Below are 25,742 nucleotides of genomic sequence, written 5' to 3'. Positions count from 1 at the left end.
TTCGATGTTGACTTATCGTAGGGCGGAGAGCGAAGGACACTAGGCGCTAGGGCGCTGGAGCTAGACAATTCTCAAAGTCGAAAATATTATACTTTCTTATCTTTTAAATAAACAAAGCATCCCTTTTGGTAAAGGGATGCTTTGTTATCTAAGAAGGTTTGCACTTAGGCTCAGGAGATGTCTTTAGGCATATAAATTGTTGACTTAAACAAATCTCCATCCACCTGAATATCAAATCTTCCCTTTTGGATTTCAATTAAGCTTTTTGCAATCGACAGTCCTAATCCACTACCTTGACTTGATCGGGATTCATCACCTCTTGTAAAACGTTCCATTAATTCCTCGGCAGAGATATTTAACTCGTAAGCTGATATATTTTTGAAGGTGATGAGGATTTCTTTCCCTACATCCTCAATATCTATATACACTCTTGATCCTCTAAGTGCATATTTAAATATATTGGATAATAAGTTTTCTAGCGATCTCCATAATAGTTTTCCATCGGCTTTGATATATACTTTATTATCTGGATAGTTTAACTTAATATCTAATTCCATGGCTTCGATTTTCGAATTCACTTCTCCTAATCCCTGGGTTATTAATGATACAATATCTATTTGTTCAAAATGTACAGGGATGTTCCCGCTAGACGCTTTTGCTGCCTCGAATAAATCATTGGTTAATATTTTTAGTCTTTTCGATTTTTGATCTAATACTTCCGCATATTCTTCTATCTTTGATAAATCTTTTTCCTGTTTCAACAGATCTACATACGTAATAATCGACGTCAAAGGGGTTCGTATATCATGAGATACATTGGTAATGAGCTCTGTTTTTAACCTTTCACTCTTTAGTTCACTATCAACCGCTTTTTTCAACCCATCGGTGAGGCTATTAATATGACCAGCTAGTTTGGCAAACTCGCCTTTTCCCTCAACAGTGATTGAATGCTGTATATCTCCATCCTTTATTCTTTCTACCCCATCCTTTATTGCTTTAAATGACTTAACCTTCTTAAAGGCAAACCAAGCTGCAATCCCCAAGGTTACAGGAAACATGAAAAACGTTGCCGCAACCAATAAAGGATACCCAATCACAAGCAATACCGTTTTGATACCAACACTTCCACTTGCGTAGACATCTCCTACGAATGTAAAAAGCTTATAAAATATTGTATAGATTAGGCTATGCTTAAATATGGTTTTATTTTTAACATGCTTTACTAATGATAAAAAGAGGACAAATCCAACTGCTCCAAAGGAAAGGGTTAACGGAATGAGCATCACATCGATGTTCGTTACGTTGATTTCTTCGATCAGAGTAAACCATAGCCCTGAGAGAAGCATTAATACAACTAGATTAACATCCGTATATAGTTTATCCAATGCATGTAAGTGTACCTCATGAGTTTTAAACTTTTTTCTACCAATTACAAGTACTAAATAAGAAAAGAACACCATAAATCCTAGTAAAAAGGCTAGTAAGCCAAACAGGCTTTTTTGGGCAATTTCTTTGTTTTCTTCCCATTTTGTTATCTTAAGATCTAAAAAATCGTCATCAAAAGATACATAAATTACCTGACCTTCTGGATCGAGTTGTTGAATACTTTCTGTAATCCGGTAAAGATGTTCATTGTTTGTCACTTCTTTTGGATATATCTCTTGTTTATATCCCTCAAAAATCATATAGGATGGATGCGCTTGAAACTGTTGTTTTTCCTTTAACGTGGTGTTTGTGTATACATTTACACTATCACTAGCATAATACATGGGACCATCGAACTCTTCTAATCTTTGTAGGATGTAATGATAATCTCTTAAGTCATTCTGTATTAGCTCGTTCTTTGCCTCAGTGAGTTGAACGGCATATTCCTCCTTAAACCTTGCATAGTTAGCTTCTTCACTTTGTTCAGGATTGTAGCTTCTGGAATACGCTTGAAAATCTGAATATAATCTTTCTTCTTCACTCCTTATTTCCTCTTCAGTGATCGTTCCACCTTTGAGGATATGTTCCTCACTCTTATATTCTTCTATTAGGATTGATAGTTTACTGATTATCTCTTCACTTTCCTGCACATATGATAAGCTGTGAAAATAGTTCTCTTCAAAAACAGCGCTGAAATTACCACTATTTTCAATTTCTACAACCGAAACGTTCTTGATCACCCCGGTAAAAGAGATTAATACGATAATAAAAACTACTATTTTCGTTATGTTTAAGTGGCTAAATTTTTTCAACTTTATATCCAACTCCCCACACCACCTTTAAATATTTTGGCTCTTTGGTGTTGATCTCGATTTTCTCTCTAATTTTTCTTATATGAACGGTTACTGTATTTTCTGGACTAAAAGCTGTTTCATTCCATACCTTCTCATAGATTTCCTCTATGGAAAAAACCCTTCCAGCATTAGCCGTTAGAAGTTTTAAAATTTTGTATTGCACAGGTGTTAGATGTACCTCTTCTCCATCGACAGTGATCAATTTCCTTTCATCATCAATCATCAGACCACCTGTTTGATAGACATTACTCCTTGTTTCCAGGCTTCCAAAGGTTGTATATCTCCTCAACTGCGATTTCACCCTAGCGATTAACTCCAGAGGATTAAAAGGCTTGGTTATGTAATCATCCGCTCCAATATTTAATCCTAATATCTTGTCGTAGTCTTCAGATTTTGCTGAAAGCATGATCAATGGTATTTTATTTTCTTCTCTAATTTTCATCGTAGCTGTAATTCCATCCATCTTAGGCATCATAATATCCATGATAATCAGATGGATATCATGATTCTCAATCATTTCTATCGCTTCTACACCATTAAATGCTTTATAGACTAGATAGCCTTCATTTTCCAAATAGATTCCGATTGCATCTACAATCGATTGGTCATCATCACAAACCAATATGTTCATGAGCCTTCACTCCAATTTATAAGTTCAAACATATTATACCCCCTATGTGTTTTTCATCTAGACTAAGCATACCCTCAAAATATTAATAAACCCCTAATGCAAATCTTAAGATTTTCTTAGTGTTTAAAAAAAGCCAACTATGAAGTTGACTTTTGAATTTAGGTTTATTTAATTGGTAGATAGAGAAAGTATATTATCGGTTTTCTCGAATGTAATTCGCTACTATTAATCCGCTCTCTACTTGAATACGCACCAGTTTTTGAATCGGGATAAATGTGTAATCAAGTTCATTTTCTAACACGTTACAATATTCTTCTAATAACTTCTCACCTTTATTAAACGCTTCCTTCAGCTTATAAAGAGCTTGTTCATCCCTGTGTTCAAGTAGTTGGAGTCGTTCTATTTCATATTCACATGTTCGGACCGTTAAACCTAAATACAAACCATTATAAAATTTTGCCGCATAAAGGTTATCAAAAACCTCCGCCATTTTCGCCCATTTTTCAAACTCTGGATTGCTTTCGGCCCATTTGATTTTGGCTTCACTGCCTTCTCGAACATACTGAATGACTTCCTCCACAAGCTTTACAAAAGGATTTTCTTTTTGTATATAGGGGCGAATATCCTGCAGTAGTTGGTCTAAGCGAGCAAAATGAGCTTGAGATACTTCCACGCTCTTTAAGATGGCTTCTTTTCGTGTCATTTCACTTTCGCTCATATCCTCGATCCGAGAATCAAAGAAATAAGGTAGCTCCGTCAGAAGTGTGACACAATCGGCGTTTACGCTCCCAGCAAAGTCTGAACTAGACGTACCATTTTTAATATTCGGCTTCTCTCCAGTATACTTCTCTATGAAATCATACGCCTCACCAATGGTCATATTTTTAAATATCGCTGGAGAAAACTTCGTGATGAAAGGTTCCTCCGGCTCACCTAAATTTAAGGGAATGCCTTGTTTTATACTTGAATTACGCAACCCTTCATATAGCTCTGGATAGTCATGGGTGATGTACCAATAAGCACCCCCAAAACCTGCATTATGTAATGAGTACATAAACTCTGGTTGGGTTTCTTCTATTAACTTCATTAACGTTTTTGTTTCTGGAAGCGGGTTATGAAAATGCAGTTCTTTATAGTCAATTGGAAAGGTCCATTCCACCTGTTCATACCCGATCGGCCGGTAATAATTTTTCGTATAATTATATACTGTAAACGGTCCTTTAAACCAATTTTCATTTAGACGAACACCATCAGGGTCAATACATTTAATCATGTACCACGTAAACCCTAACCCTTCTCGTAATTCATTATTCTCAGCTAATGCCCGAGAAAAATATTCTAGTGTCATCGCTCCAATCGGTTCATTCGGGTGTGGACAGGCAAAGCACAAAGCATTCTTTGGTCCATCTCCAATTTTCATACATAAAATGGGATGCCCTTTTCGTGATTTTCCTGCTTCAAAAACGGTAACGATGCCTGGAAAATCACGAGCAAGCTTCCGACAGCTCTCATCCATTTCATCTACAGTCAGAAAAGCTTTGTAATCCGGTACATGATCAACAACAGATTGTAAATTCATAGTTACCTCTCAACATCTTTATTTGGTCCTGATTAGTAAATAAACAAAATAAGGTGCACTCAGTAATGAAACGATAATACCTACAGGAATTTCTGTTGGTGCTAATAGATTCTTTCCTATCGTATCAGACACCATTAACAGTAACGCCCCTATAAGTGCTGAGACAGGAATGATATATTGATGTAATGGACCCATGATTTTTCTAGCAATATGCGGAACAACCAATCCTAAAAAGGCAATTCCTCCACCCGCTGCAACGGAAGCACCGGCAAGCGCAACGGCAATAAGTAATAATAGCCGCCTCTCAGACTCTACATTTGTTCCTAATCCAGAGGCTACGTCATCTCCTAAATTTAATACATTTAAGGAGTGAGCTTTCTGAAGAGCGATAGGAATTAATAGTAAAATCCAAGGGAGTAAAGCAAACACAAAATGCCAGCTAGCATTCCATATATCGCCTGTCAGCCAAACCGTCGCTTGCCTGAAATCTTGGGGATCCATTTTCAATTGAAAAATGGTCAGAAAAGCGGCAAAACCTGCATTTACACCAATCCCGACTAAGACAAGCCGAATCGGATTGACACCTCTTTTCCATGCCAGTGCATAGATGATCAGTGCAGCGACAATTGCACCCATTAATGCAGCAACCGGCATAATAAAAATAGTGAAAGAGCTCGTAACATCGAGTTGCCCCTTGAAAAAGTAAATAAATAAAACGACGGCAAGACCTGCTCCTGTGTTAATCCCTAAAATTCCAGGATCAGCCAGTTCATTTTGAGTAATTCCCTGTAAGATGACACCAGAAATAGCTAATCCTGCTCCAATTAATAAAGCCAACAAAATGCCTGGTAATCGAAAATCAAACAGAACAAGCTCCTGCCGAGCCGTACCATTATGAAATAATGTTTTTATGACATCTGCTGGGGCAATTTGAATGACACCTGTGCTTAAACTAACAAAAAGCATAAGTAGAATCGTTATGATTAATAGAACAATGATACCAATCAGCTTTTTCTTCTTTTTTGCTTCAAACGCATTCATCATTTTCCACCTCCACTACCTCGAGCTAAATAAAGGAAGAAGGGAACTCCAATAAGTGAGGTAATGGCCCCCACTGGTGTTTCAAAAGGAGCATTCACTAGTCTTGAGACCACGTCTGCTAATACAAGTAACAACGCCCCAAAAAGAATAGATGATGGAATAATCCACCTGTAATCCGTTCCAATAATGAATCTCGTAATATGAGGAACAATAAGTCCAACAAACCCTACTGCTCCAGCTACAGATACGGCTGCACCTGTAAGAATGAGAATGGACAGAATTCCAAATAATTTGATCATCATATTATTTTGTCCTAAACCTGTTGCCATGTCTTCTCCTAAGCTGAGCACGGTAATCGATTTAGAGATCGATATTGCTATAAATAAACCGATGGCTCCTGAAATGAACAAAATGGTGACGGAGGCCCAACTTGTCCCATCTAGTCCACCGGCAAGCCAAAATCCCATTTGTTTTTCCAAATTAAAATGTAAGGAAAGAATGGAAGAGATAGAACGTAACATCGTGCCGATTGCTACACCCGCTAAGGCAAGTTTTACAGGCGTTAATCCACTAGGTGAAAAGGACCCAACCATAAAAACAAGTCCTACAGCTAAACCAGCACCGATAAAGGACGAACTGATTAACCCCATTGTCGAAACGGTAGGGAAAAATGCTAGCAACAGGACAAGGGCAAAAGCCGCTCCATCCGTAACCCCCATAATCGAAGGGGATGCCAATGGATTGCGTGTCATTCCTTGCATGACCGCCCCAGAAACAGCTAAAAAAGCACCTACTAATGCCGCTGAAAAGGCACGAGGCAAACGTAATTCTTGAATCACCTGATGAGTGGTTATTTCTGGGTTAAAATGAAACACTGCCTGCCATACCGTTCCTAGAGCAATATTGGTTGATCCATAGGAAACTGATAAGCCAATTGAAACAATTAATAAAAGGATGGTTATAATATTGATGATAAGTTTGGATGTGTTCGAATGATGAATAAATTGGCGCATGGATCTCCCCTGTTTTCTGCTGAATTCTTGAAGTTGTCAAAAAAAAACACAATATCGAATTGACTCAGTAATTGAAAGTGATTATCATTAACGAAGAAATTATACCATAAAGGAGAATTTGATTTTGAAAACTAATATGAAATTTCGTCGTATTTTTACTATTATGATGGTTGGTTTATTATTTATTATGTCAGCTTGTGGAAATGATAATTCCACTTCTGAATCTGAGACAGAAACTGAAACAAACAATTCCGAGATCACATTAGATTCTGCCATGGGTGAAGTAACCATCCCAGCGAATGCTGAAAAAATCCTTGCTCCTTATCATGAAGATGCTTTACTTGCTCTAGGTGTTACTCCTGTTGCTAAGTGGGCTATTGGACAATCTGTTCAGGAATATTTAGAGTCTGACTTAAAAGATGTCCCTACAATAGAATGGAATCTTCCAGTTGAACAAGTGCTGAATCATGCACCAGAATTGATTATTTTAGAAAATAATATGGAAAGCTATGAAGGTACTTATGAAGATTATAACAAAATTGCTCCAACATATTTAATGACAGAAGAAACAGTTAAAGATTGGAGAAAGCAAATTGAGACCTTCGGGAAGATCCTCGGCAAAGAAGAGGAAGCGAAAAAAATTTTAAGTGAGTACGAAGACACCGTTTCATCTGCTCGGGATCAATTATCAGAAGCGATCGGTGAAGAAACAGTAGCTGTTATCTGGGCAGCTGGAAATCAATTCTTCCTATTCGAACAAAACCGTCATAGCGCAGAGGTGCTTTACTCGGAATTAGGAATCAAGCAACCAACATTGATTCAGGAACTAGGGCCAGCAGATGCTGCATCATGGAATCCAATCTCCGTTGAAAAGCTATCTGAACTCGATGCCGACCATGTCTTTTTATTAGCTCTTGAAGGCGAACAAGGAATCGAGACATTGGAAAAAAGCTCAGTATGGCAAAGTACACCTGCTGCTAAAAATGGAAACATCCATCTCATCAATGATCCAAGTAATTGGACAAATAAAGGATTGCTTGCATCTCAACAAACCATTGAAGATATTTTAAGTGCGTTAGTAAAATAACCTTTTCAAAAAAATGCTGTCTCCTCATGAGAACAGCATTTTTTTACAAGGCTCTTTTCTAAAACATTGTTGCTATAAACACACTTTCTCGACAATAAACTTTATGTTTCTACAGCCAATCAGAATTTTATCATCTTTAGAAAAGAGCTACTCTCCAAATAGACCAATAAACCCAGCGTTATGCGGGGAAAAATCCGGCTTCTGGGATTTTTCCAAAACAACAAACTTTACGAAACCAGCCTTTTTACAAATATTTGGATATGAATTGTGTCTATTTTCCGACTGATAATAGTTATCATTGACTGCATAGTGGAAACCAAATAAAATGAAAGTAACATTTTACGTTTTACTTTAGGGGAGAGATATCAATGCACTCATTATCCGCAAAGAATTTAACACTAGGTTATGGGGATACTATCATCATTGATAATTTAGATATCACAATTCCTAAAGGGGAAATCACTGTTTTTATTGGAGGCAACGGTTGTGGGAAGTCCACCCTTCTTCGGTCTTTAGCTCGGTTACTAAAGCCTAAGAGTGGCAATATCCTGCTTAACGGTGAAGAAATCTCCAAAATGAAAACAAAAGAGATTGCAAAAAAGCTAGCAATACTACCACAAAGCCCTGTTTCACCTGAAGGCTTAACTGTATATGAACTAGTCAAACAAGGCAGACACCCGTACCGTTCCCTTATCAAGCAATGGTCTAAAGAAGACGAAGACGCTGTTCAACGTGCGCTTGAAGCAACCAACATGCTTCACTTAAAAGACCGCGCTGTTGATTCGTTGTCAGGTGGTCAACGCCAACGAGCATGGATCTCTTTAACCTTAGCACAGGAAACAGATATCATCTTATTAGATGAACCTACAACCTATTTAGATATGACACACCAGATCGAAATCCTTGATCTATTATTTGACCTAAACGAGCAAAAAGGCCATACCATTGTCATGGTTTTACACGATTTAAATCTTGCTAGTCGTTATGCCCATCATATCGTTGCCGTAAAAGACAAAAAAGTATATGCCCAAGGAAAACCTGAGGACATCATTACGTGCCAATTGGTCAGCGAAGTGTTCCAAATGAATTGCAGCATTTCTTGTGATCCTATTTTTGGTACTCCGGTTTGTGTGCCACACGGAAAAGGGCGATCGGTTTTGTCGAATTAGGATAGAATGAATAACACATTGAAGCCGACTCAAGTTAATTGGGTTGGCTTTTTATTTTGTCTCCATTAGTCAAAAAATATATAAGATTAATGGTGAATAAAGTGAGGGACCTGGTTTTGAAAACAACCATTTTGAAAAGGGCAAGAAAAAGAAGCTGATATTTATTTTTACAGCTTCTCATGAGTGAACTATTTTTATAGATACCGCAATTTATATTCTCAGAAATCATCTTTCCAATGACCTTGTGAAATTACGACGTTTTAGACTGCGAAAAGAATCTTCTAGCATCCCCGTGCCTAAAATAACTCCAAATACGATTAGTATAAAACCAATTAACTGCTCAAGCACAATCTTTTCTCCTAAGAACAGAGCTGAGCCAAGCAATGAGAAGAACGGGGTAAGATTGATAAAAATAGCTGTAGAGCCTGCACCTAATTGTTGGATCGCATAATTATAAAGCATGTGGCCAAGTCCTGTGGCAAAAACAGCTGAAGCTAGTAAAACTATCCAAACGTACACTGGCTGTTGGAATTGGCTTATCTCAACTGGTTCTATCCAAAAACTAAATCCAAACATCATCAAAGACCCTACTATTAGCATGATTCCCGTCATTTGCCGTGAATCCAGATTGGCAGTTAATTTTTTTATCAAAATAAAACTAATCGCTTGCGTGATTACCGCTCCAAAGATATATAGATCACCTAATGAAAACCCAGAAACAGGTCCATTTCCTTTTAAAATAATAAAATAAACACCACTTAGAGCCGCTAAAATACCGAGAGTCTTGGCCACTGTTAAGACCTCTTTTAGAAAAATCATGGCAAAAATGGAAGTGAAAAGTGGGACTAAACCTAGAATAAGACCCGTATTTGAACCGGTCGTTAGAGTTAATCCAAGTGCTAAGAAAAGATGATGACCAAACACTCCAAATAAGGCAGCAACGAAGATTCCAAGTATATTTTTTCGAGATATCTTCTCAAACCTCTTGGATAAAATAAGGACAACTAATACCACCAACCCCGCCAAAAACACACGAACACCTTGAATAAAAACTGGTGGAAAATACGTCACTAAAATTTTAATGGCCGACACATTGAATCCCCATATCACCATTAATAAAAATAATAAGATATACAGTAAACCTCTAGACAAAACCTAGCCCTTCCTTCTGTTCCTTGTCCTTACATATGAACAATCTTTTCTATCAAGATTACTAGATAGTTAGATAGTCTGTAAATGAGTTATGTTACATCTGTGATAAAAATAAGAACAATTCCCTGTGAGTTTTCTTATGGGTGGGTTTTTAAAAAGAAATTTCATATGAGTAATAGGAACCAAAAGAGGAAGTAATTGTAGAGGGAAAGTAGAGGAACTGAAAAATTCACCATTCCGTTTAAACCATTAGCCAAAATACACTCTAACGCTGCCTTCTTTCTGTACTGTTGCTAAACAGTTTAGTATAAAATCCAAGATTTGCCTTTGATCCCAAGTTTGGGCATCACTCTTTGAAAGAGAATCGCCATTATTGTATAGTTAGAAGAAATTGCTTATGCTCGTTTTAGTATGGGGAATTATAATGCTATTAATGTGAGGTTGACTATATAATAATTTTATCATTCAATCTTGTCAACGATTAATAATTAGAATAAATTTAAGTGACAATACCAATTTTTATTCGTCCTAGTATTTTAGTTCAATAACCTCACTTAATTAAGAAAGGGCAGACTTCAATTTAGCCCAAAAATCGAATTACATTTTGCAAATAAAATAAATTCAAGATAGAAAAACTAGTCTAAATCTAGTAAGATATCCACATGTGACATTAGATAAGGGGTTAAAAAATGAGCGTATTAAATGTACAAAATTTAAGTCATGGTTTCGGTGATCGTGCCATTTTTAATGATGTGTCTTTTCGACTATTAAAAGGCGAACATGTTGGCCTCGTTGGGGCTAATGGTGAGGGTAAGTCTACTTTCATGAATATTGTTACTGGGAAGTTGCAACCCGACGAAGGGAAAGTAGAGTGGTCTCGAAAAGTTCGTGTTGGTTATTTAGACCAGCATGCTGTACTTCAAAAAGGTACTACGATGCGTGACGCTTTGAGTACTGCTTTTCAATATCTTTTTGATGCTGAAGCAGAGATCAATGAACTTTATGCAAAAATGGGTGACGAAGGTGCAGATATCGATGCATTACTTGCAGAAGTTGGAGAGCTACAAGAAACTTTAGATAGTAATGATTTCTATCAAATTAACTCAAAAGTTGAGGAAGTGGCTCGTGGTCTAGGATTAGACGATGTTGGACTTGATCGAGATGTAAATGATCTTAGCGGTGGGCAACGTACAAAAGTTTTGCTAGCTAAGCTTTTGTTAGAAAAACCTGAAATCCTATTACTAGACGAGCCTACGAACTATTTGGATGAACAGCATATTGAATGGTTGAAGCGCTATTTACAGGAATATGAGAATGCATTTATCTTGATTTCACATGATATTCCATTCTTAAACAATGTTGTTAACTTGATCTACCACATGGAAAACCAAGAGTTGAATCGCTATGTTGGGGACTATGATAACTTCTTAAAAATATATGAAATGAAGAAGCAACAGCTAGAGTCTGCTTATAAGCGTCAACAACAAGAAATTGCTGATTTAAAAGATTTCGTTGCTCGTAACAAGGCCAGTGTTGCAACTCGTAATATGGCGATGTCTCGTCAAAAGAAGCTCGACAAAATGGAAGTTATTGAATTGGGGAAAGAAAGGCCGAAACCAGAGTTTCACTTTAAAGAAGCTCGTGCAGCTAGTCGTTGGATTTTCGAGACTGAAGATCTTGTTATAGGTTACAATGAACCACTTTCCCGCCCTCTAAATTTGAAAATGGAACGCGGACAAAAAATTGCATTCGTTGGTGCAAATGGTATCGGGAAATCTACTCTTTTAAAAAGTATTCTTGGATTGATTAATCCGCTGGAGGGTAAAGTGGAACGTGGTGAGTATCAGCACATCGGGTACTTCGAGCAGGAAGTGAAACAGTCCAACTACAACACTTGTATTGAAGAGATTTGGAGCGAGTTCCCAAGTATGAATCAGGCTGAAGTCCGTGCTGCTCTTGCAAAATGTGGATTAACGACGAAACATATTGAAAGTAAAGTCGAAGTCCTTTCCGGTGGCGAAAAAGCCAAAGTTAGATTGTGTAAAATTCTAAACACAGAAACGAATTTATTAATTCTAGACGAACCTACCAATCACTTAGATGTGGATGCAAAGGAAGAATTGAAGCGTGCCTTAAAGGCATATCGCGGAAGTATCTTGATGGTATCACACGAACCTGATTTCTATCGTGAAATTGCTACTGATATTTGGAATTGTGAGGATTGGACTACGAAAGTGTTTTAAATAAAGATTAAGGGGTACCTCAGAAAAATTTTACTGGGGTACCCTTTTCTATCTAATTCAATATTAGGTTAGCAACACCTTCAACGTGGCTTGAATAGTGATCGCAGATAGATTGATGTAGTGGTGTTTATCCTATATAAGTGCATTTATTCAATATTATTTAATATGCTTTTTATTTTCTTCGTTACTTCTAAGAAAAAAGAATTCATCTCATATCCATTTTTAAAAGACGCATGGCCACTTAACGGAAACGGCAACAAAAATATAGATAAATCTTTATCTCTTTCTCTAAATTTTTTATTACCTATTACCGCTCGGACATTAACTCCTTCTATATTAAATTCTTTAAAGTCTGAATCTGAAAGATCTAATATTTCCTTAATAAATTTTTGTTTTGTATCAATATTTCCTAACCCTATTAAAACTTTTGCATTAGAATATATAACTGCATTTTTAAGAATATTATTTCTGGTAATTACGTCTTCACTATAGTTACTAAACTGATCTTCATAATCCTTTCTTGATGAAGTTAAGTTAAAGGCTTTTAAATAACTTTTCCTATCGATGCTCTTAGAGTACTCATCACCCCACCAATTCTCATTTGGTCTTGGTAATGGCCTCCAGTCCATTAGAAATGTTTGAATTCCGGTTTTTTTGGGTTGAAATAATCCGTCTCTAATATATTTTAATATTTCTTTCTTAGCTTCATGATTTTCATTAATAGGTTCAAACCAGTAACTAATGTCATTTTTATTATCTTCGATTGCTAAACAGATTCTTGAACAATATTGGAGAAATCCACCTTTAGTAAACCCTTTTTTCGGTAACTCATGTTTATTTTCTTCCATTATTCTGAATACCCTATTTTCTCCCTCTATAGCAGAGGGATTCCAAAACCCCTTCTTATAATCTCCTTCTGGGTCAATAGTATATGAGTAGAAATTCTCTCCATCTTTTTTGCCGAAATATTTCTCTCGTGCTTCAACATTAGCATAAACTGGATTGCCTCCTACTCCCTCTTCATTTCCAAATACAATTATTTTTGCATTCGGAAGGTCTCCAGAACCGATATAATGTAATAATTTTTCATACTGTTCCTTATTAATCTTCCAGTCTTTCATTATAGTTCCCCCTTCTAGTCCATTCTGTTTTTGTATGGTAAAAAATTTAGTAATAAAAAAAATTAAAAATTAATTTCATATCATTAAATATGACATTTATCTTCATTATTACTAATTACAAAAGTACTTTCGACTTACTAGTAATTTAATCATCCTAATTAGTTTAATTCCCTACTCTTCCACTTTCTTTTAATCTTTTCAAATTCAAAATTTTTCACCTTATCATTATAAATAGACTCTAAAATAACCCCTTCCCCTTTCTCATCACTATAATGAGCATTTATTACTGTAAACGGTTCTCCATTATAGTAAACGATTGAGCCTTCCTTAATTACTCCCTCGATATCGTCTGCATTTACGATTATTTTGTTAGTCAAATGGATTTAACCTCCCTGATAAATGATAATTACTATTTATAAACCTGAATCATTGACTGAATTGTTGTTATTACTTTTTCTCTAAAATCTCTTGGCCCTACTACCTCTACATCAGCTTTTTGAGATAAAATCCAAAAAAGAATTCCATCCGTTCCTCGTACAATAACTTCTAACGTTTCCCAGTCTTCATTCACTTTAATAGATTTTGCAAAAGGAAATTTTCTAATGAGGTATTCTCTTAAATATGGACGGATTTTTAACGTCACTATTTCCTTTTTACCGGTGAACATATTATATGATTCATTGATATATTCACCTGGTTGGAATCTTGTATGCTCATTTTCTTTGTATCGTTCATTTAAGGATGTAAGATTATGTATTCGATCCAAGCGAAAGTTTACTGGGTTTTGTTTATCACTTTCTAATTCTTCACCGACAAGGTAATACATGCTATCATGTACAATGATCGTAAATGGCTTGATCATTCGTACCTTTGCTGATCCGTCAGGTTTAGCATACGTAAATGTTAGTAATCTCTTTTGTGTAATTGCACGGAATATTTTTTCTATATCCTGAATTAATTCTTTGGAAACAAACTCCTTGTAATAAAAATCGAAGCTATTGAAAAATGAACGTAATCGTTTTTGTTCTTCTCCTGAAAATTGTTTGATTATTTTAGTTTGAAGTGTTTTGACTTCTGTAGAGTTTAGACTTTTACTGTGATAAATCATCAAGAGTATCATCAAGGCTTCAGCAACCGTTAATCTTTCTGATTCCTTAATTTTATATGTATCATTAAACTCCACTTTATAATCTCTTAGTATATTCCGCAAAGTATAAATGTCTTTTTTAATCGTTTCCTTATGTACCCCATACACCATCGTCTCGTGATCGATTGATATTTCCTCGCCTTTTATAAGCCTTTGGCAAATGTGTACGATTCTTTCTTGTGAATTATAATGGGTGAACTCTCCCTTTTGGGAATTTTGTAAATCTTTAATAAAGTTGGACTGACCTTCGAGGATTTCCAAATCATGAAAATCTAGTATTTTTGCCTTTAATATTTTTAGAACTCTCGAAAATCTATCCACTTTTGGAGTAGGTTCTATTCTTTCCTCATTCCATTGAATTTCCGACCAATATCGAAAGCTTTTCCCATATTTTTCTCTATAAACAGAAATATGTTTACTAATTTTCCCTTTAAGAAGTATCACTCTTTCTATCTTTAATCACTCCTTCCAAGCAATAGGAAAATAGAACTAAAATATCCTTTACTTACAATATCGACATTTCTATTCATTTTTTAAGAAAAATATGGGTACAAGAAATAGTCATCTATTTTTTTTTTCAAAGAACAGGACTTCATATATTCTTTACTTTACACTTTACAACAGTCCATTGTATTGCTGGAGAATAATAAAATATGAAAATAATATTGTTTTGTTTTGGAGGGATGATATTGAATGAAATTCATACTGTTTCATCTGCGCAAATTATAGAAACATTATATGAAAATGGCACTTATCCACGACTAAAGCAGGTAAACAAGCACATCGATTTAATAAAAGAGCAGTTAAAAACAAGATTGAAAACAACAGAAAATAAGCGGCTCGAATTTTTCGGAAAGAAGGTCATCGCCAAATAGCGTAAAAGAGAAATGTATCATATTGAGCAGGAAGAACTGAATGAGTTTTTACATGATCGCGGACTGCTTATTCCATGCGTCTACATTTCTAATAAAGGGACTCCTACTGAATTACTAGATACTCTTAAACCTTTCATCTCGGATAAGAAAATACATATTACCATTCATCCAAATAATAATGGCCGTATTTTATTGCCAAAAGGTCCTATTAATCAAGATATAAACAATGACCGCTTAGCTCAGTCTTTTTATGAATTAATGAAAGAGAAGGATGAATATCAAAAAATTTATGATTCATCCAGAAAATTGATGGAGCAATGTACAGACCTACAACAGAAAAAGTATGTAAAACACAAATATGGGTCTATAAAACTTACAGAAAGTATTAATGCATATAACATTAATGGAATTGTTGAGAATTTTGGAATAAATGATTTAATGAAGTACGGAAGAGTAAAATGGGATATGGTTGAATACTTTATGAGGAAACAAATCATTAATAAATCAGCCATTATGCGATTTAAAAAGATGGTTGATATTCGCCTAGATTTTATTTTAACAACCAAAGAAGATGAGGAAAACCAATGGAAGTATTTCCTAAAAAAAGAATTGAATTTTTATAGTATACATTTCTATTGAAGGAAGAATTTTTTATGAATACATATGGATTTATCATTCGATTAAATAGAGAGTTGTATGAATATAAAGAAGCTACTGGACGAAATATAGTCAACGCATATAAAAAGGTCATTTTACAGTGTATTTATGAGTATAAGCTGCTCATTCAGTTTAATAATCTACCAACCATACATTTTCATATGGATCGTAACAACCATTTCAAATTAATAAAATCTTCTTCTTTTTGCAAATATCCAATCGAGCCGTTAGTTTGCAGTATTGGTGAGACTTCAACCGCAAGATTTGCTGTCTTTGATTTTATGGAGTTTGTTGGTTATTCCTTTGAACAACTTTTAGACTTAAAAATACTTGGAGAAAATGAATTGATTTTATATATGAATGATGGTACGAATTGGTGTTTAACATTTGATCAATTTGCCGGGGCAATAAATATGGCCCGAATTTGAGTTCTATTCCTATTAAAAATTTCCGGACTTTCCACTTTTTTGAAAGACTAAAGAGGCTATTTTCGTATAGCCTCTTCTTTTCGTTCTTTATTCTTTTTCTTTCATCCAACCGAAAGCACAGTCACTGCATTTCCCACCTTGCCCTGCATAACAAAAATGACAAATACGATAACCACATGTATCACAAACATACCAGAGCCATTCTCTAGGTAATTCATTTCTGCACTTTTGACATGGAATTACTGACATTAAATCACTCCCTTTTAGAAAAATGATAATATAATGAAGATATTTTCTTTATTTTTCTTAGTTCTTAAATACGATTTATGCTTGCATTTCTTTTTCCCACTCTAGCTCCTTTTTTTGTTCTTCAGTAAATTCAGGTTCTATCCCATTAAAGATAAGGTCCATATGCTCAATCATAATAGTAAGCCACTTCACTTCATGTTCGATAATCATTTTAGGAGCTCCCAAATCAAATAATCTTTTAGCCCGCAAGATCCGATTTTCAACCTTACGCCAAGCTAGCGTTTTGGTATCATCCATTTTTCCAATATCTATTAAATCCTTCAATAAATCCAGATATTGCTTAATTGCTTCGATTTCTTTCATTTTTTTCTCATATGAAGCATCTGTCTCAACTAGCATCTTTAATTCAGTACCATGGGTTTTCAATTTTAATAAATCATTTTTTTGTTTAATGTTCATCCAATCTCTCCTTCAAAAGAAAATTTAAAAAACTTATACTCTATCATAAAAAATCACAACAGTATCATGTACTGTTGTGATAAATTTGTAGTCGTTTTAAAAAATGATACTATTCCTGTACAATAAAAGGATATATATCTTAATTTCCACCCTATTCTAGTTTGTAATTGATTTGTTATAAGTGAGAAATGTTTAAATTTGAATAACGCATTCAATACTATCCTCGCGGCCGCCTCACAATGGCTTGACAAGTGATCGCAGATATTACGGTATAGTTGATTTTATCTAAAGAATTATTATTTGATTAATTTACTTATGGCACGCTTTACCGTAATACGTCTAAATGAGGTTTTAATTAATCCTCATAACTTCCTACGCACCTATGGTTTTCCGCAATCTAGTAATCAGCTAAAATTGGTTTTTAGAATCGGTCCAAATTTTATTGTATCGGTCCATTATTGTTCCAGAATCGGTCCAAACTAGTGGTATTAATCCACTTATTGGTCCATATTATTTCAATTTATAATAACTTGCTCTTGCTCTTCCTTCCAAAACAATAATTTCCTCATCCCTTAAACGCTGTAAAATACGCTTACTACTTGTAGATGAAAATCCACATAATCTTTCCAGGTCGGAGCGAGTAATCACCTGAGGTCAAGACTGATTAAGATTGACTTGACCTTTTTTTTATCCGAACAGAAGTCAGGTAATAAAATATAGATCTACTTCCACTTTTCCGTAACAGTTCCGTCAGCTGCAACCTGAATTTCCCAAAAGGTCTGACTGGCTGCATGCTGGGCAGTAAAAGTGATTTTATATTCTTGTACTTTCTCATCCTTCGTCCAAATCACCTCGACTCTTCCATCGATCTCATCAAATGTTGATTCATATTCAAAGATGGAATCTCCAGACGATGGATTGCCTAACAAACGAATGACATCGGTTTTATCCATTCCAATGGAAACATTTTGTACGATGGAGCTTGCCCCTGTATAAGCAGAAAAATCATAGGAATCGAGATCCACTTCTTCCTCACTGATTTCCGCATCTGACAATTCTTGATTTTTTTCTAATTCAAAATAGGAAACGGTTGAGCTATAATCAAACGATTCAATTTCAAGATCATCATTTACTTTATGGTCGCCATCCGCTCCAAATGTAATCCGATAATCGCCAATCATATACTCAATGTAACCTTCCCAATCCCTTTCATTAAACTGATAAGAAGCAGGTTCTCCTAAAGCATCGATTACGTCTGATATTGTTTTATTGTAATTTGTCAGCCATACTAAAATGTTAGAAATCTCTTCTTTTTCCTCTCCTGTTGCCAAAAAGTAATCTCCATATCTTATATATATTCCTTCATCCCATCCCTCTTCATGCGGATTCCCCCAAAGCCTTACCAGCTCATCGTAACTCATTCCAATATGGATATCTTCTCCATATAGTTTCCCCTGTGAAGCTTCATTTAAAAATGTTTCACCAATATTTAAGATCGTATTAAAATCAAACGAATAAGGATCGTTACTACTTGATAGAGGATCTTCCTCTTGATCTTCTTGGGTGGCAGATGCTATTGGGACGTCATGTATTTCGGTTCTATTTTCAAGTAATTCAGCAACATCCATCCGATAAAAAATGGCCGCCAACACCAAAATATTTATTCCTAGTCCTATAAAGGACATCACCCTATATCTTCGCCCGACGATTCCGCATATACAGCCAAGAATCACACTAATCCCTGTTGCTCCTAGAATTACTAGGCCTGTAGAGATATTATTAATTTGATTTATGACATAAAGGAAAAAAAGAGACAGTATTCCACATAAGATAGATATAATGGCCGCTGCCCTTCCCTTTTTTCGAGTTGGAACACGATGTTCATCTGTTAATGCATAGCCGGCTGATCCCTCGTTAGTTTCGATACCATCGTTTTTCCCCTTTTTAAAGTCCATTCCACAATTTCCACAAAACAATTGCGCAGTCAGTCGTTCTATTCCACATTCGGAGCAAAATTTAGCGTCCAATTTGATATCCTCTCTTTTCTATTCATTAATAAAATGGATTAGGAAACAAAAAAAGATTCCTACCCTTGTCACATGGAGAAGAATCTTTTTTTGTTTGACTAGGACATCCTCCCAAACGCTGCCAAAACTGCTAATATATTTAATCCTAATCCAATAAAACTAAGCACTTTAAATTTCCTTCCGATGATTGCAGAAATAATCCCTATTAAACAGCAAACAACTAGTACAGCTAAAAGGATTAATGCTTCCTCGACATAATAAACGGTCTCTATTGCATCTAGTAAAAACATACATAAAATACCAAATAAAACGGATATGATCGCAGATACTCTACCTTTTTTCTTTGGCTTTACGACTTTTTTCTCTTCCATTATTACAGATGCTGCTACTTCATTTGCGCTAGATACCGAGTTTGCCAATTTTCCGAACTCAAATCCACAACCACTACAAAAACGGTTGTTGGGCAGACGCTCTGTTCCGCATTCAGAACAATATTTTATATCCATAAAAGTAAACTCCCCTTAGATACTATTATCTTTTTGCATATATTTCTTTTATCAAGATTTCATCTAGGACATCAATTCTTCCATCCCCGTTGATATCCATATTCATTTCAGGTCCGAACAATTGCTTCTCAAACTTATCAATGACCGTATTTCCATTAAGATCTGCCTGAAATTTGTCCATATACCCATCCGTATTAAAATCCAATTTTTGAAATTGATCGAGCATATTGTCATTGTTTAAATCATTCATATCTGGCGAAAGTCCATTTTGCAGTTTTAATAGCTTAATATCATCGCCGTCAATCACGCCGTCCTTATTAATGTCCAATTCAATAGATGTAAATGGGTCAAAATCAAATGCCATCGTGTTTCTCTCCTTTTTATCGTCTATGTATTTAAGAATTCTTTCACTCTTTTTGTGGTATTCGAAAATTTTTGGCCTTGCTCTTTAATCGTAAACGTTAGAGCTTTTTCTAATTTGTCACCACTATCATAGGTGAATTGAAATGTATAGTTTGTACAAACAATATTATCAATATTTAGATCTTTCATTCTCCTCTCTTGCAATAATTGCTTGATCAGTTCCAAAGAAGGGCCAAATCCCAGCTTTCTAGAAACATTCAAAGACCGGAATTGCAGGTCCTCCTTCCCTAATTGTTGGTAGGCCTGGGCAAGATAGAAAAGATATTCCGCAACCTTTACATGATCAGATTCCAATTCACAGGCTAATGATAAGTAATGTACCGATTTTTCAAGGTAGATCCGACTTTGATTTTGATCGATTTCATTAATGCCCCTATAGAATTGCGATTTTCCAATCACCACCAAATCAATACTGCTATGGGTTTCTTCCTTTATATTTTTCATGGCTAACGCGAGGGCCGTGTCCAGACATTTCTGCGGATCGAACTTTTGAAACTCGTCATCTACTGAATTTAACCCCGCTGATACCCCTTGGGAAATAGCAAATCCAACGGGATTAAAAACCAACCTGGCCACATTCACACCAGACTTAACTTTCTTATAGGTTATAAAAGCCTCATAATAAAATATATAGTTTATAGGATTATATGGATTGTCCTTCATTTGTTCTTGTAATGTATCTAGCCCCGATGCACCTAAAATGGCATCACCTACAGCCGTGATAATCGGCAAGGAAGAAACTTCTTTTTTCACCCTTCTGGAAAGCCCGCCAATGTTTGTGATTTTTTCATTGTGATCTTTGCTATGTATGACATGTTTAATAATTTTTACTTCTTCATTCCGTTTAATGACAAAGCATTTTGTCATTTTGTCATGTAAGCCTTGTTTATTTTCCGTCCACCCTGCCATTGGAAAACCAATAATCGTAATAGAAGAAATATATCTGGCAAAAAATCGTCCAAATGCTTTTCCTGCAGTAATTCGATTCCCTTGGTCATCCGTAACGATAATTCCACACATCTTTTTGCCCAGCGTACCTTGGAGTGGTGAGCTTTCCAATCCGACATAATAGAGCAATCCTCCAAGGAACGTGAATATACCAAAGCTTTGATTGTTTAAAACGAGCAGGATGCTTGGAACACCGATCAAAATGCAATCAAATACATAAGCCCAAAACCTTAACCAAAAACCTGCGTGTGGATATATTTTTTCTATCCTTATTTGTTGGACAGATTTATTCCTTTCAGAGGATTTCAATAAAATTTTCTGACCGCAGTATGGACAAAACTTAGATTCATTTATTACTTTTGACCCGCAATTTGTACAAAACATATTAATCTCCTTTTATAACAAGAAAAAAGACTAAACGATACCGATTAGTCTTTCATCAAAAATCGGTAACTGGCTGGCATAATCTTTGATGTTAGCCCCTATAGCTTTGCGTCTCCATTTTTCAATGAATTTGCCTTTTCTAAACTATTAAGTTAGTAAAAAATGTAATCCAGACTAATAAAAAAGACCTATATCTAATATTATTATATGAGCAAATATTCCTAAATTCAATATATACTCCATAAATTTACAATATAATAGTATAAACTTTTCCCATTACAGGCATAAAATACTCATTACTCGCGTAGTTAGAATTTGAACGAAGAGTGTCAGCCGCTCCCCAGAGTCCCTTTTCTATAGCTTCTATATTTTCTAATGGTGACATTAATAATCTCCTTTGATAACTGATATAATTCATATTACCATATTATTAAAAAAGAGAATTTTATTAGAAATAACTACTATAATATTATCAAATTTTTATCATTTAGGATTATGGTAATACTTTCATTGTATATAAAAAACACTGTACCTCTTTACAGATACAGTGTACACTCTCAAAAATTTCGCCGTAACTTATGATACGGTTCACCACTATTAATCCTAAACTGTTTTTATCATTTTATCCGCACTCAAAAAATCCAAAAAAACAGAAACCTTATCTGGCTTCTGCATTTTCTTTTAAAACTATCCGAGCAACACACTCCACGTGTGTGGAGTGCGTAAACATAGATCCCTATCCTCTATATCTAATAGCTAACCCTTTCAAGAAATTACGAGCATAACGATCTCCACAGAACTTATAGTTTTTATGACCAACTTTTCTTAATAAGGCACTTATTTCTCCTTTGGTAACATGGACTCCTGCATCTTCTAGAATTTGAAGCATATCCTCACTTGTTAATGACAAAGCGATTTTCAGCTTTTTTAGTAGGAGATTATTCGAGCTTTCCTTTAGAGATGGAGCCTGTCTTTCAGGTTGACCTGGTTTTGGATCTTGCTTTCCTCTTTTAAAAATAATAAAGCCGTTTAAAAAGGCATCGAACATCTGATCATCACAGATGATCACATCCTCATTTTCCTCTTCTTCTTCATTTATTTTCGTGAGGATCTTTAATACCTCATCTTTAGTTACCTCAACTCCACCAAGTTTAAAGATTTCTACCATGTCTACATTTTTAATATCTAAAGCGTATCTTAATCTGATTAATATATCGTTATTATTCATTGATTTATCCCCCTGAAGATGGTTTACCTTACCTACTATAGCACTTGTCGTTACAAAAAATAAAATGGCCCCTGAAAATAAGGAGCCATTCGTCTGGTTCAGACTTATTAGACTGTGGATAACTTATTTTTCAGGATTTTTCACTTTTTTTATCCCGCTTTTATACAAAATGTGAATAAAATTGTGGATATTGTCTGACTTATCCAAAAAAACTGCCATTTATCCCTTTAAAATTAAACTAGTAACACTTTCAATGTGACTTGTTTGTGGGAACATATCCACAGGTTGTATATAACCAACCTTATATTTAGAAACCAACACCGAGATATCTTTCGCAAGTGTGGATGGATTACATGAAACATACACAATTTTCTTTGGCTTTACCTTTAAAATCGTATTTAATAACTGTTGATCCAAGCCAGTTCTTGGTGGATCCACTACAAGTACATCCGGTTTCCATCCTTCTTTGGCCCATTTTGGTAGGACTTGTTCAGCTTTACCGACAACATAAGTAGCGTGACTGATTCCATGTCTTTCGGCATTTTTTTCTGCATCTTCAATCGAATCCGCAATCACATCCATTCCACGGATTTCTTCTGCTCCATCTGCTAACCATAGACCGATTGTTCCGACTCCACAGTAAGCATCCACAACTTTTTCCACACCTGTTAGTCCTGCTGCTTCTTTTACCTCATTGTAAAGGTTCACGGTTTGCTCAGGATTTAGCTGGAAGAACGTTCTTGCTGATAGCTCAAATTCGAGTTCTCCTAGAGTTTCTTGGATGAATTCTCTTCCCTCTAATAGTCTAGTTTCATCACCAAAGATAAGAGATGTTTTTTGACCGTTTACGTTTTGCACAATGGATGTTACTTCTGGCAAAGCTTGCTTGATGCGAGCAACGATTTCGTCCTTGTGAGGAAGCTCACGTTGGCTTGTGATTAATACGATCTGCAGCTCCTCTGTTTTCACACCAATTCGAGCAACAATGGTACGTACGATACCTTTGCGTGTTTTCTCATTATATACAGACACTTTAAGGTCTTGTAAAATCTTTTTCACGGTTGATGTTGCCTTGTTTGTAGCGGAATGCTGTACCGCACAGTGTTGAATATCAACAAGCTTGTGTGAGTTGATGCCATATAATCCGGCTAGTAATTTACCGTTACGCTGCCCCACCTGGAACTGGCTTTTGTTTCGGTAGTTCCAAGGGTTCTCCATGCCAAGTGTGTCACGGATATCTAACTTTTCTACATTTAGCTTTGTATGACGCTCAAGTGATTGCTTCACAATGTCCTTTTTTTCCACAAGTTGTTGACGATAGTCGAGATGCTGGAGCTGACAGCCTCCACATTCCTCGTATACAGGACATGGTGGTGCAACGCGATGTTCTGATTTTTTTCGGATTTTTTTGATCCGCGCTTCAGCAAACTTCGGTTGAACTTTTGTTGCTTCTACAACTACTTCTTCACCTGGGAGAGCACCTGGTACGAAGACGACTTGCTTTTTAAAGTAGCCTACTCCTTCCCCATTAATACCGAGTCTCTTAATTGTCAGTGGAAAGGTTTGTTTTTCAGTTATTCTTACAGATTGCTCCTGTTTCATTTTGTTCACTCCATCTATTATTCGATACTTCTCCACAAGTAAAGAGAAGCGTAGCTTGCGTATGGCTCCCAGCTTGGCTTGTAGCCTTCCATTTCTTCCTTCGTCGGTTTTCGGTCCATATTGTATAGTTTTTTGAGTGCATTTTGTAAACCGATATCAGCAATTGGGAAGAGATTTGGTCGACCGAGTCCAAACATGAGGAAGTTTTGTACGGTCCATGGACCAATGCCCTTTAATGTGACGAGCTCTTCCATAATCTCATCATCTGACTTTTCGTGCAACTTATGAAGCTCTACCTTTCCCTCTACAATCGCTTGTGCCACACCAATCGCATACTCCGCTTTACGGCCACTGAATTGAAGCTCACGTAACTCCTCAATTTTTACACTGGCCAATATTTCTGGATCTGGGTAAAAGTAAGCTCCGTCTTTTTCTGTGCCAAAGGTTGTAACAAATCGCTGAGTTAATGTGTGGGCAAACTTCAGGTTGAGTTGCTGATGAACGATGCATTTTAGTAAGCAGTTGTAAGGATCAAAGTCTAAAACCAGAGGAGTTCCCACATGCTCTTTAAAAATCGGGGCTAAATCTGTCTGACAAAAATGGGTGTGAATATCATCTAAAGGTTGATCCCATTGGAAGATTTCCCGTAAACGAGCGGTAATCGCCCTATTTGTTTTACCACTCAATTCAAATGAAGGCTCTTTAGTAGTTCCCGTTCCTATTACCTTTACAACTTGCTTATCTCCGTCGACGATGAGGGGTACTTTAACCGAGCGTTCCTGTAGATCGATTTGATTTAATGGATCTAATGCAAGTCTGGATAGGACTTGATCAAAGTTGTAAGGTCCTTTAATGCTTATTCTGTCCATAGTTTGTCCCGTTCCCTTGTTTTTTCTGTAAGTATAGCATTTTTATATGAAATATAGAAAAAACCTAAGGGTAGTCATGTCATAAACAAAGAGAGTAGTCACATGACTACTCTCTTTATGTGTGCCTGGCGACGTCCTACTCTCACAGAGGGAAACCCTCAACTACCATTGGCGCTGAAAAGCTTAACTTCCGTGTTCGGTATGGGAACGGGTGTGACCTTTTCGCTATCGCCACCAGACTTTTAATTTTGAAGGTTGTTCCTTCAAAACTAGATAAAGAGTCAAAGTCAGAAGAATGAGTATCACTTTGCATAAACGAGCTCCGGCGGCTAGTCCCTCGGGGTCATAAGCCAAAGCCTTCCAGAGGTCAGGACCTCTTACAGTCTTCGTCTTTTGCCTGTCGGGACTAACCAAGCCGCCTACGCATCTTTGGTTAAGTCCTCAACCGATTAGTATCAGTCAGCTCCACACGTCACCGTGCTTCCACCTCTGACCTATCAACCTGATCATCTTTCAGGGGTTTTACTAGCTTGCGCTATGGGAAATCTCATCTTGAGGGGGGCTTCATGCTTAGATGCTTTCAGCACTTATCCCTTCCGCACATAGCTACCCAGCGATGCCTTTG

The 25,742-nt window shown here is 36.1% G+C and carries 25 protein-coding genes, 2 rRNA genes and 1 riboswitch; of the genes, 6 read left to right on the top strand and 21 right to left on the bottom strand.

Annotated features, from left to right (window positions below; translation table 11 throughout):
- Positions 1-170 precede the first annotated feature (170 nt).
- The 5 genes from ACQ5H4_RS22815 to ACQ5H4_RS22795 form a co-directional block, all read right to left on the bottom strand.
- A complete protein-coding gene (locus tag ACQ5H4_RS22815; RefSeq protein ID WP_430777156.1) occupies positions 171-2,237 on the bottom strand; it encodes a HAMP domain-containing sensor histidine kinase in 2,067 nt (688 codons plus the stop codon).
- Positions 2,224-2,910: a response regulator transcription factor gene (locus tag ACQ5H4_RS22810; protein ID WP_430777155.1), complete on the bottom strand. Its 687-nt coding sequence runs from the start codon at positions 2,908-2,910 to the stop codon at positions 2,224-2,226. Before ACQ5H4_RS22810 ends, ACQ5H4_RS22815 begins: the two co-directional genes overlap by 14 nt.
- Positions 2,911-3,103: 193 nt before the next feature.
- Complete coding sequence (locus ACQ5H4_RS22805) at positions 3,104-4,489, bottom strand: M14 family zinc carboxypeptidase (RefSeq protein WP_430777154.1); 1,386 nt, start codon at positions 4,487-4,489, stop codon at positions 3,104-3,106.
- Positions 4,490-4,507: 18 nt separating this feature from the next.
- Positions 4,508-5,530 (bottom strand): FecCD family ABC transporter permease, encoded by a 1,023-nt coding sequence (locus tag ACQ5H4_RS22800; RefSeq protein WP_430777157.1) that lies wholly within the window; start codon positions 5,528-5,530, stop codon positions 4,508-4,510.
- Entirely contained in the window at positions 5,530-6,543 is a 1,014-nt protein-coding gene (locus ACQ5H4_RS22795) for a FecCD family ABC transporter permease (RefSeq protein WP_430777153.1), read from the bottom strand. The genes ACQ5H4_RS22800 and ACQ5H4_RS22795 overlap by 1 nt, the downstream gene beginning before the upstream one ends.
- A gap of 124 nt (positions 6,544-6,667) precedes the next feature.
- On the opposite strand from ACQ5H4_RS22795, the gene ACQ5H4_RS22790 reads away from it, so the two are divergent.
- Positions 6,668-7,630: an iron-hydroxamate ABC transporter substrate-binding protein gene (locus tag ACQ5H4_RS22790; protein WP_430777152.1), complete on the top strand. Its 963-nt coding sequence runs from the start codon at positions 6,668-6,670 to the stop codon at positions 7,628-7,630.
- 368 nt (positions 7,631-7,998) lie between these two features.
- Positions 7,999-8,799 (top strand): ABC transporter ATP-binding protein, encoded by an 801-nt coding sequence (locus tag ACQ5H4_RS22785; protein ID WP_430777151.1) that lies wholly within the window; start codon positions 7,999-8,001, stop codon positions 8,797-8,799.
- A 225-nt stretch (positions 8,800-9,024) separates the two neighbouring features.
- Here ACQ5H4_RS22785 and ACQ5H4_RS22780 read toward each other — a convergent pair whose 3' ends face one another.
- A complete protein-coding gene (locus ACQ5H4_RS22780; protein ID WP_430777150.1) occupies positions 9,025-9,951 on the bottom strand; it encodes a DMT family transporter in 927 nt (308 codons plus the stop codon).
- A 689-nt stretch (positions 9,952-10,640) separates the two neighbouring features.
- Between ACQ5H4_RS22780 and ACQ5H4_RS22775 the strand changes: the two genes are divergently transcribed.
- Positions 10,641-12,194, top strand: a complete 1,554-nt coding sequence (locus tag ACQ5H4_RS22775) for an ABC-F family ATP-binding cassette domain-containing protein (protein WP_430777149.1) — start codon at positions 10,641-10,643, stop codon at positions 12,192-12,194.
- A gap of 146 nt (positions 12,195-12,340) precedes the next feature.
- Here the strand turns inward: ACQ5H4_RS22775 and ACQ5H4_RS22770 are convergent, their stop codons facing one another.
- From ACQ5H4_RS22770 to ACQ5H4_RS22760, 3 genes are all read right to left on the bottom strand, one after another.
- Positions 12,341-13,315 (bottom strand): hypothetical protein, encoded by a 975-nt coding sequence (locus ACQ5H4_RS22770; protein WP_430777148.1) that lies wholly within the window; start codon positions 13,313-13,315, stop codon positions 12,341-12,343.
- A 158-nt stretch (positions 13,316-13,473) separates the two neighbouring features.
- Positions 13,474-13,692: a hypothetical protein gene (locus ACQ5H4_RS22765; RefSeq protein ID WP_430777146.1), complete on the bottom strand. Its 219-nt coding sequence runs from the start codon at positions 13,690-13,692 to the stop codon at positions 13,474-13,476.
- Positions 13,693-13,724: 32 nt separating this feature from the next.
- Positions 13,725-14,906, bottom strand: coding sequence for a helix-turn-helix transcriptional regulator (locus ACQ5H4_RS22760; RefSeq protein WP_430777144.1), 1,182 nt, complete (start codon positions 14,904-14,906; stop codon positions 13,725-13,727).
- A gap of 245 nt (positions 14,907-15,151) precedes the next feature.
- Between ACQ5H4_RS22760 and ACQ5H4_RS22755 the strand changes: the two genes are divergently transcribed.
- Genes ACQ5H4_RS22755 through ACQ5H4_RS22745 form a run of 3 tightly spaced genes read left to right on the top strand, consistent with a single transcriptional unit; the run spans position 15,152 to position 16,422 of the window.
- Positions 15,152-15,337 carry a hypothetical protein gene (locus ACQ5H4_RS22755; protein WP_430777143.1) on the top strand — a complete coding sequence of 62 codons (186 nt, stop codon included), beginning with the start codon at positions 15,152-15,154 and terminating at the stop codon, positions 15,335-15,337.
- Positions 15,338-15,349: 12 nt separating this feature from the next.
- Positions 15,350-15,976, top strand: coding sequence for a hypothetical protein (locus tag ACQ5H4_RS22750; protein WP_430777142.1), 627 nt, complete (start codon positions 15,350-15,352; stop codon positions 15,974-15,976).
- 14 nt (positions 15,977-15,990) lie between these two features.
- Positions 15,991-16,422 carry a hypothetical protein gene (locus tag ACQ5H4_RS22745; protein ID WP_430777141.1) on the top strand — a complete coding sequence of 144 codons (432 nt, stop codon included), beginning with the start codon at positions 15,991-15,993 and terminating at the stop codon, positions 16,420-16,422.
- Between the two features lie 87 nt (positions 16,423-16,509).
- Here ACQ5H4_RS22745 and ACQ5H4_RS22740 read toward each other — a convergent pair whose 3' ends face one another.
- The 12 genes from ACQ5H4_RS22740 to ACQ5H4_RS22685 all read right to left on the bottom strand — a co-directional run.
- Positions 16,510-16,671, bottom strand: a complete 162-nt coding sequence (locus ACQ5H4_RS22740; RefSeq protein WP_430777140.1) for a hypothetical protein — start codon at positions 16,669-16,671, stop codon at positions 16,510-16,512.
- A 75-nt stretch (positions 16,672-16,746) separates the two neighbouring features.
- Positions 16,747-17,130, bottom strand: a complete 384-nt coding sequence (locus ACQ5H4_RS22735) for a hypothetical protein (protein ID WP_430777139.1) — start codon at positions 17,128-17,130, stop codon at positions 16,747-16,749.
- Between the two features lie 722 nt (positions 17,131-17,852).
- Entirely contained in the window at positions 17,853-19,157 is a 1,305-nt protein-coding gene (locus tag ACQ5H4_RS22730; RefSeq protein WP_430777138.1) for a DUF4309 domain-containing protein, read from the bottom strand.
- A gap of 98 nt (positions 19,158-19,255) precedes the next feature.
- A complete protein-coding gene (locus ACQ5H4_RS22725; RefSeq protein ID WP_430777137.1) occupies positions 19,256-19,663 on the bottom strand; it encodes a zinc-ribbon domain-containing protein in 408 nt (135 codons plus the stop codon).
- 25 nt (positions 19,664-19,688) lie between these two features.
- A complete protein-coding gene (locus ACQ5H4_RS22720; protein ID WP_430777136.1) occupies positions 19,689-20,027 on the bottom strand; it encodes a hypothetical protein in 339 nt (112 codons plus the stop codon).
- Between the two features lie 23 nt (positions 20,028-20,050).
- Positions 20,051-21,418, bottom strand: a complete 1,368-nt coding sequence (locus ACQ5H4_RS22715; protein ID WP_430777135.1) for an RDD family protein — start codon at positions 21,416-21,418, stop codon at positions 20,051-20,053.
- A gap of 61 nt (positions 21,419-21,479) precedes the next feature.
- Positions 21,480-21,563: riboswitch (cyclic di-GMP riboswitch) on the bottom strand.
- 102 nt (positions 21,564-21,665) lie between these two features.
- Entirely contained in the window at positions 21,666-21,803 is a 138-nt protein-coding gene (locus tag ACQ5H4_RS22710; protein ID WP_430777134.1) for a hypothetical protein, read from the bottom strand.
- Positions 21,804-22,154: 351 nt separating this feature from the next.
- Positions 22,155-22,646, bottom strand: a complete 492-nt coding sequence (locus ACQ5H4_RS22705; RefSeq protein ID WP_430777133.1) for a YehS family protein — start codon at positions 22,644-22,646, stop codon at positions 22,155-22,157.
- Between the two features lie 219 nt (positions 22,647-22,865).
- Positions 22,866-24,248 carry a 23S rRNA (uracil(1939)-C(5))-methyltransferase RlmD gene (rlmD, locus tag ACQ5H4_RS22700; RefSeq protein ID WP_430777132.1) on the bottom strand — a complete coding sequence of 461 codons (1,383 nt, stop codon included), beginning with the start codon at positions 24,246-24,248 and terminating at the stop codon, positions 22,866-22,868.
- Between the two features lie 17 nt (positions 24,249-24,265).
- Positions 24,266-25,117: a DNA-3-methyladenine glycosylase family protein gene (locus tag ACQ5H4_RS22695; RefSeq protein WP_430777131.1), complete on the bottom strand. Its 852-nt coding sequence runs from the start codon at positions 25,115-25,117 to the stop codon at positions 24,266-24,268.
- A gap of 123 nt (positions 25,118-25,240) precedes the next feature.
- A 5S ribosomal RNA gene (gene rrf / locus ACQ5H4_RS22690) occupies positions 25,241-25,356 on the bottom strand.
- A gap of 190 nt (positions 25,357-25,546) precedes the next feature.
- Positions 25,547-25,742, bottom strand: a 23S ribosomal RNA gene (locus ACQ5H4_RS22685); the annotation flags it as partial.

This window comes from Bacillus coreaensis, from assembly GCF_050586445.1.
In the GTDB taxonomy this organism is placed as follows: Bacteria; Bacillota; Bacilli; order Bacillales; family Cytobacillaceae; genus Robertmurraya_A; species Robertmurraya_A coreaensis.
Note: the sequence above shows the minus strand (reverse complement) of the source record. Positions and strands in the feature narration are given on the sequence as shown.

Coding starts and splice junctions, on each gene's coding strand:
- ACQ5H4_RS22785 (WP_430777151.1), top strand. CDS start 7,999: ATGCACTCATTATCCGCAAAGAATTTAACACTAGGTTATGGGGATACT.
- ACQ5H4_RS22725 (WP_430777137.1), bottom strand. CDS start 19,663: ATGGATATAAAATATTGTTCTGAATGCGGAACAGAGCGTCTGCCCAAC.
- ACQ5H4_RS22800 (WP_430777157.1), bottom strand. CDS start 5,530: ATGAATGCGTTTGAAGCAAAAAAGAAGAAAAAGCTGATTGGTATCATT.
- ACQ5H4_RS22805 (WP_430777154.1), bottom strand. CDS start 4,489: ATGAATTTACAATCTGTTGTTGATCATGTACCGGATTACAAAGCTTTT.
- rlmD (WP_430777132.1), bottom strand. CDS start 24,248: ATGAAACAGGAGCAATCTGTAAGAATAACTGAAAAACAAACCTTTCCA.
- ACQ5H4_RS22735 (WP_430777139.1), bottom strand. CDS start 17,130: ATGAACATTAAACAAAAAAATGATTTATTAAAATTGAAAACCCATGGT.
- ACQ5H4_RS22720 (WP_430777136.1), bottom strand. CDS start 20,027: ATGGCATTTGATTTTGACCCATTTACATCTATTGAATTGGACATTAAT.
- ACQ5H4_RS22710 (WP_430777134.1), bottom strand. CDS start 21,803: ATGTCACCATTAGAAAATATAGAAGCTATAGAAAAGGGACTCTGGGGA.
- ACQ5H4_RS22740 (WP_430777140.1), bottom strand. CDS start 16,671: ATGTCAGTAATTCCATGTCAAAAGTGCAGAAATGAATTACCTAGAGAA.
- ACQ5H4_RS22810 (WP_430777155.1), bottom strand. CDS start 2,910: ATGAACATATTGGTTTGTGATGATGACCAATCGATTGTAGATGCAATC.
- ACQ5H4_RS22795 (WP_430777153.1), bottom strand. CDS start 6,543: ATGCGCCAATTTATTCATCATTCGAACACATCCAAACTTATCATCAAT.
- ACQ5H4_RS22715 (WP_430777135.1), bottom strand. CDS start 21,418: ATGTTTTGTACAAATTGCGGGTCAAAAGTAATAAATGAATCTAAGTTT.
- ACQ5H4_RS22745 (WP_430777141.1), top strand. CDS start 15,991: ATGAATACATATGGATTTATCATTCGATTAAATAGAGAGTTGTATGAA.
- ACQ5H4_RS22705 (WP_430777133.1), bottom strand. CDS start 22,646: ATGAATAATAACGATATATTAATCAGATTAAGATACGCTTTAGATATT.
- ACQ5H4_RS22750 (WP_430777142.1), top strand. CDS start 15,350: ATGTATCATATTGAGCAGGAAGAACTGAATGAGTTTTTACATGATCGC.
- ACQ5H4_RS22770 (WP_430777148.1), bottom strand. CDS start 13,315: ATGAAAGACTGGAAGATTAATAAGGAACAGTATGAAAAATTATTACAT.
- ACQ5H4_RS22695 (WP_430777131.1), bottom strand. CDS start 25,117: ATGGACAGAATAAGCATTAAAGGACCTTACAACTTTGATCAAGTCCTA.
- ACQ5H4_RS22775 (WP_430777149.1), top strand. CDS start 10,641: ATGAGCGTATTAAATGTACAAAATTTAAGTCATGGTTTCGGTGATCGT.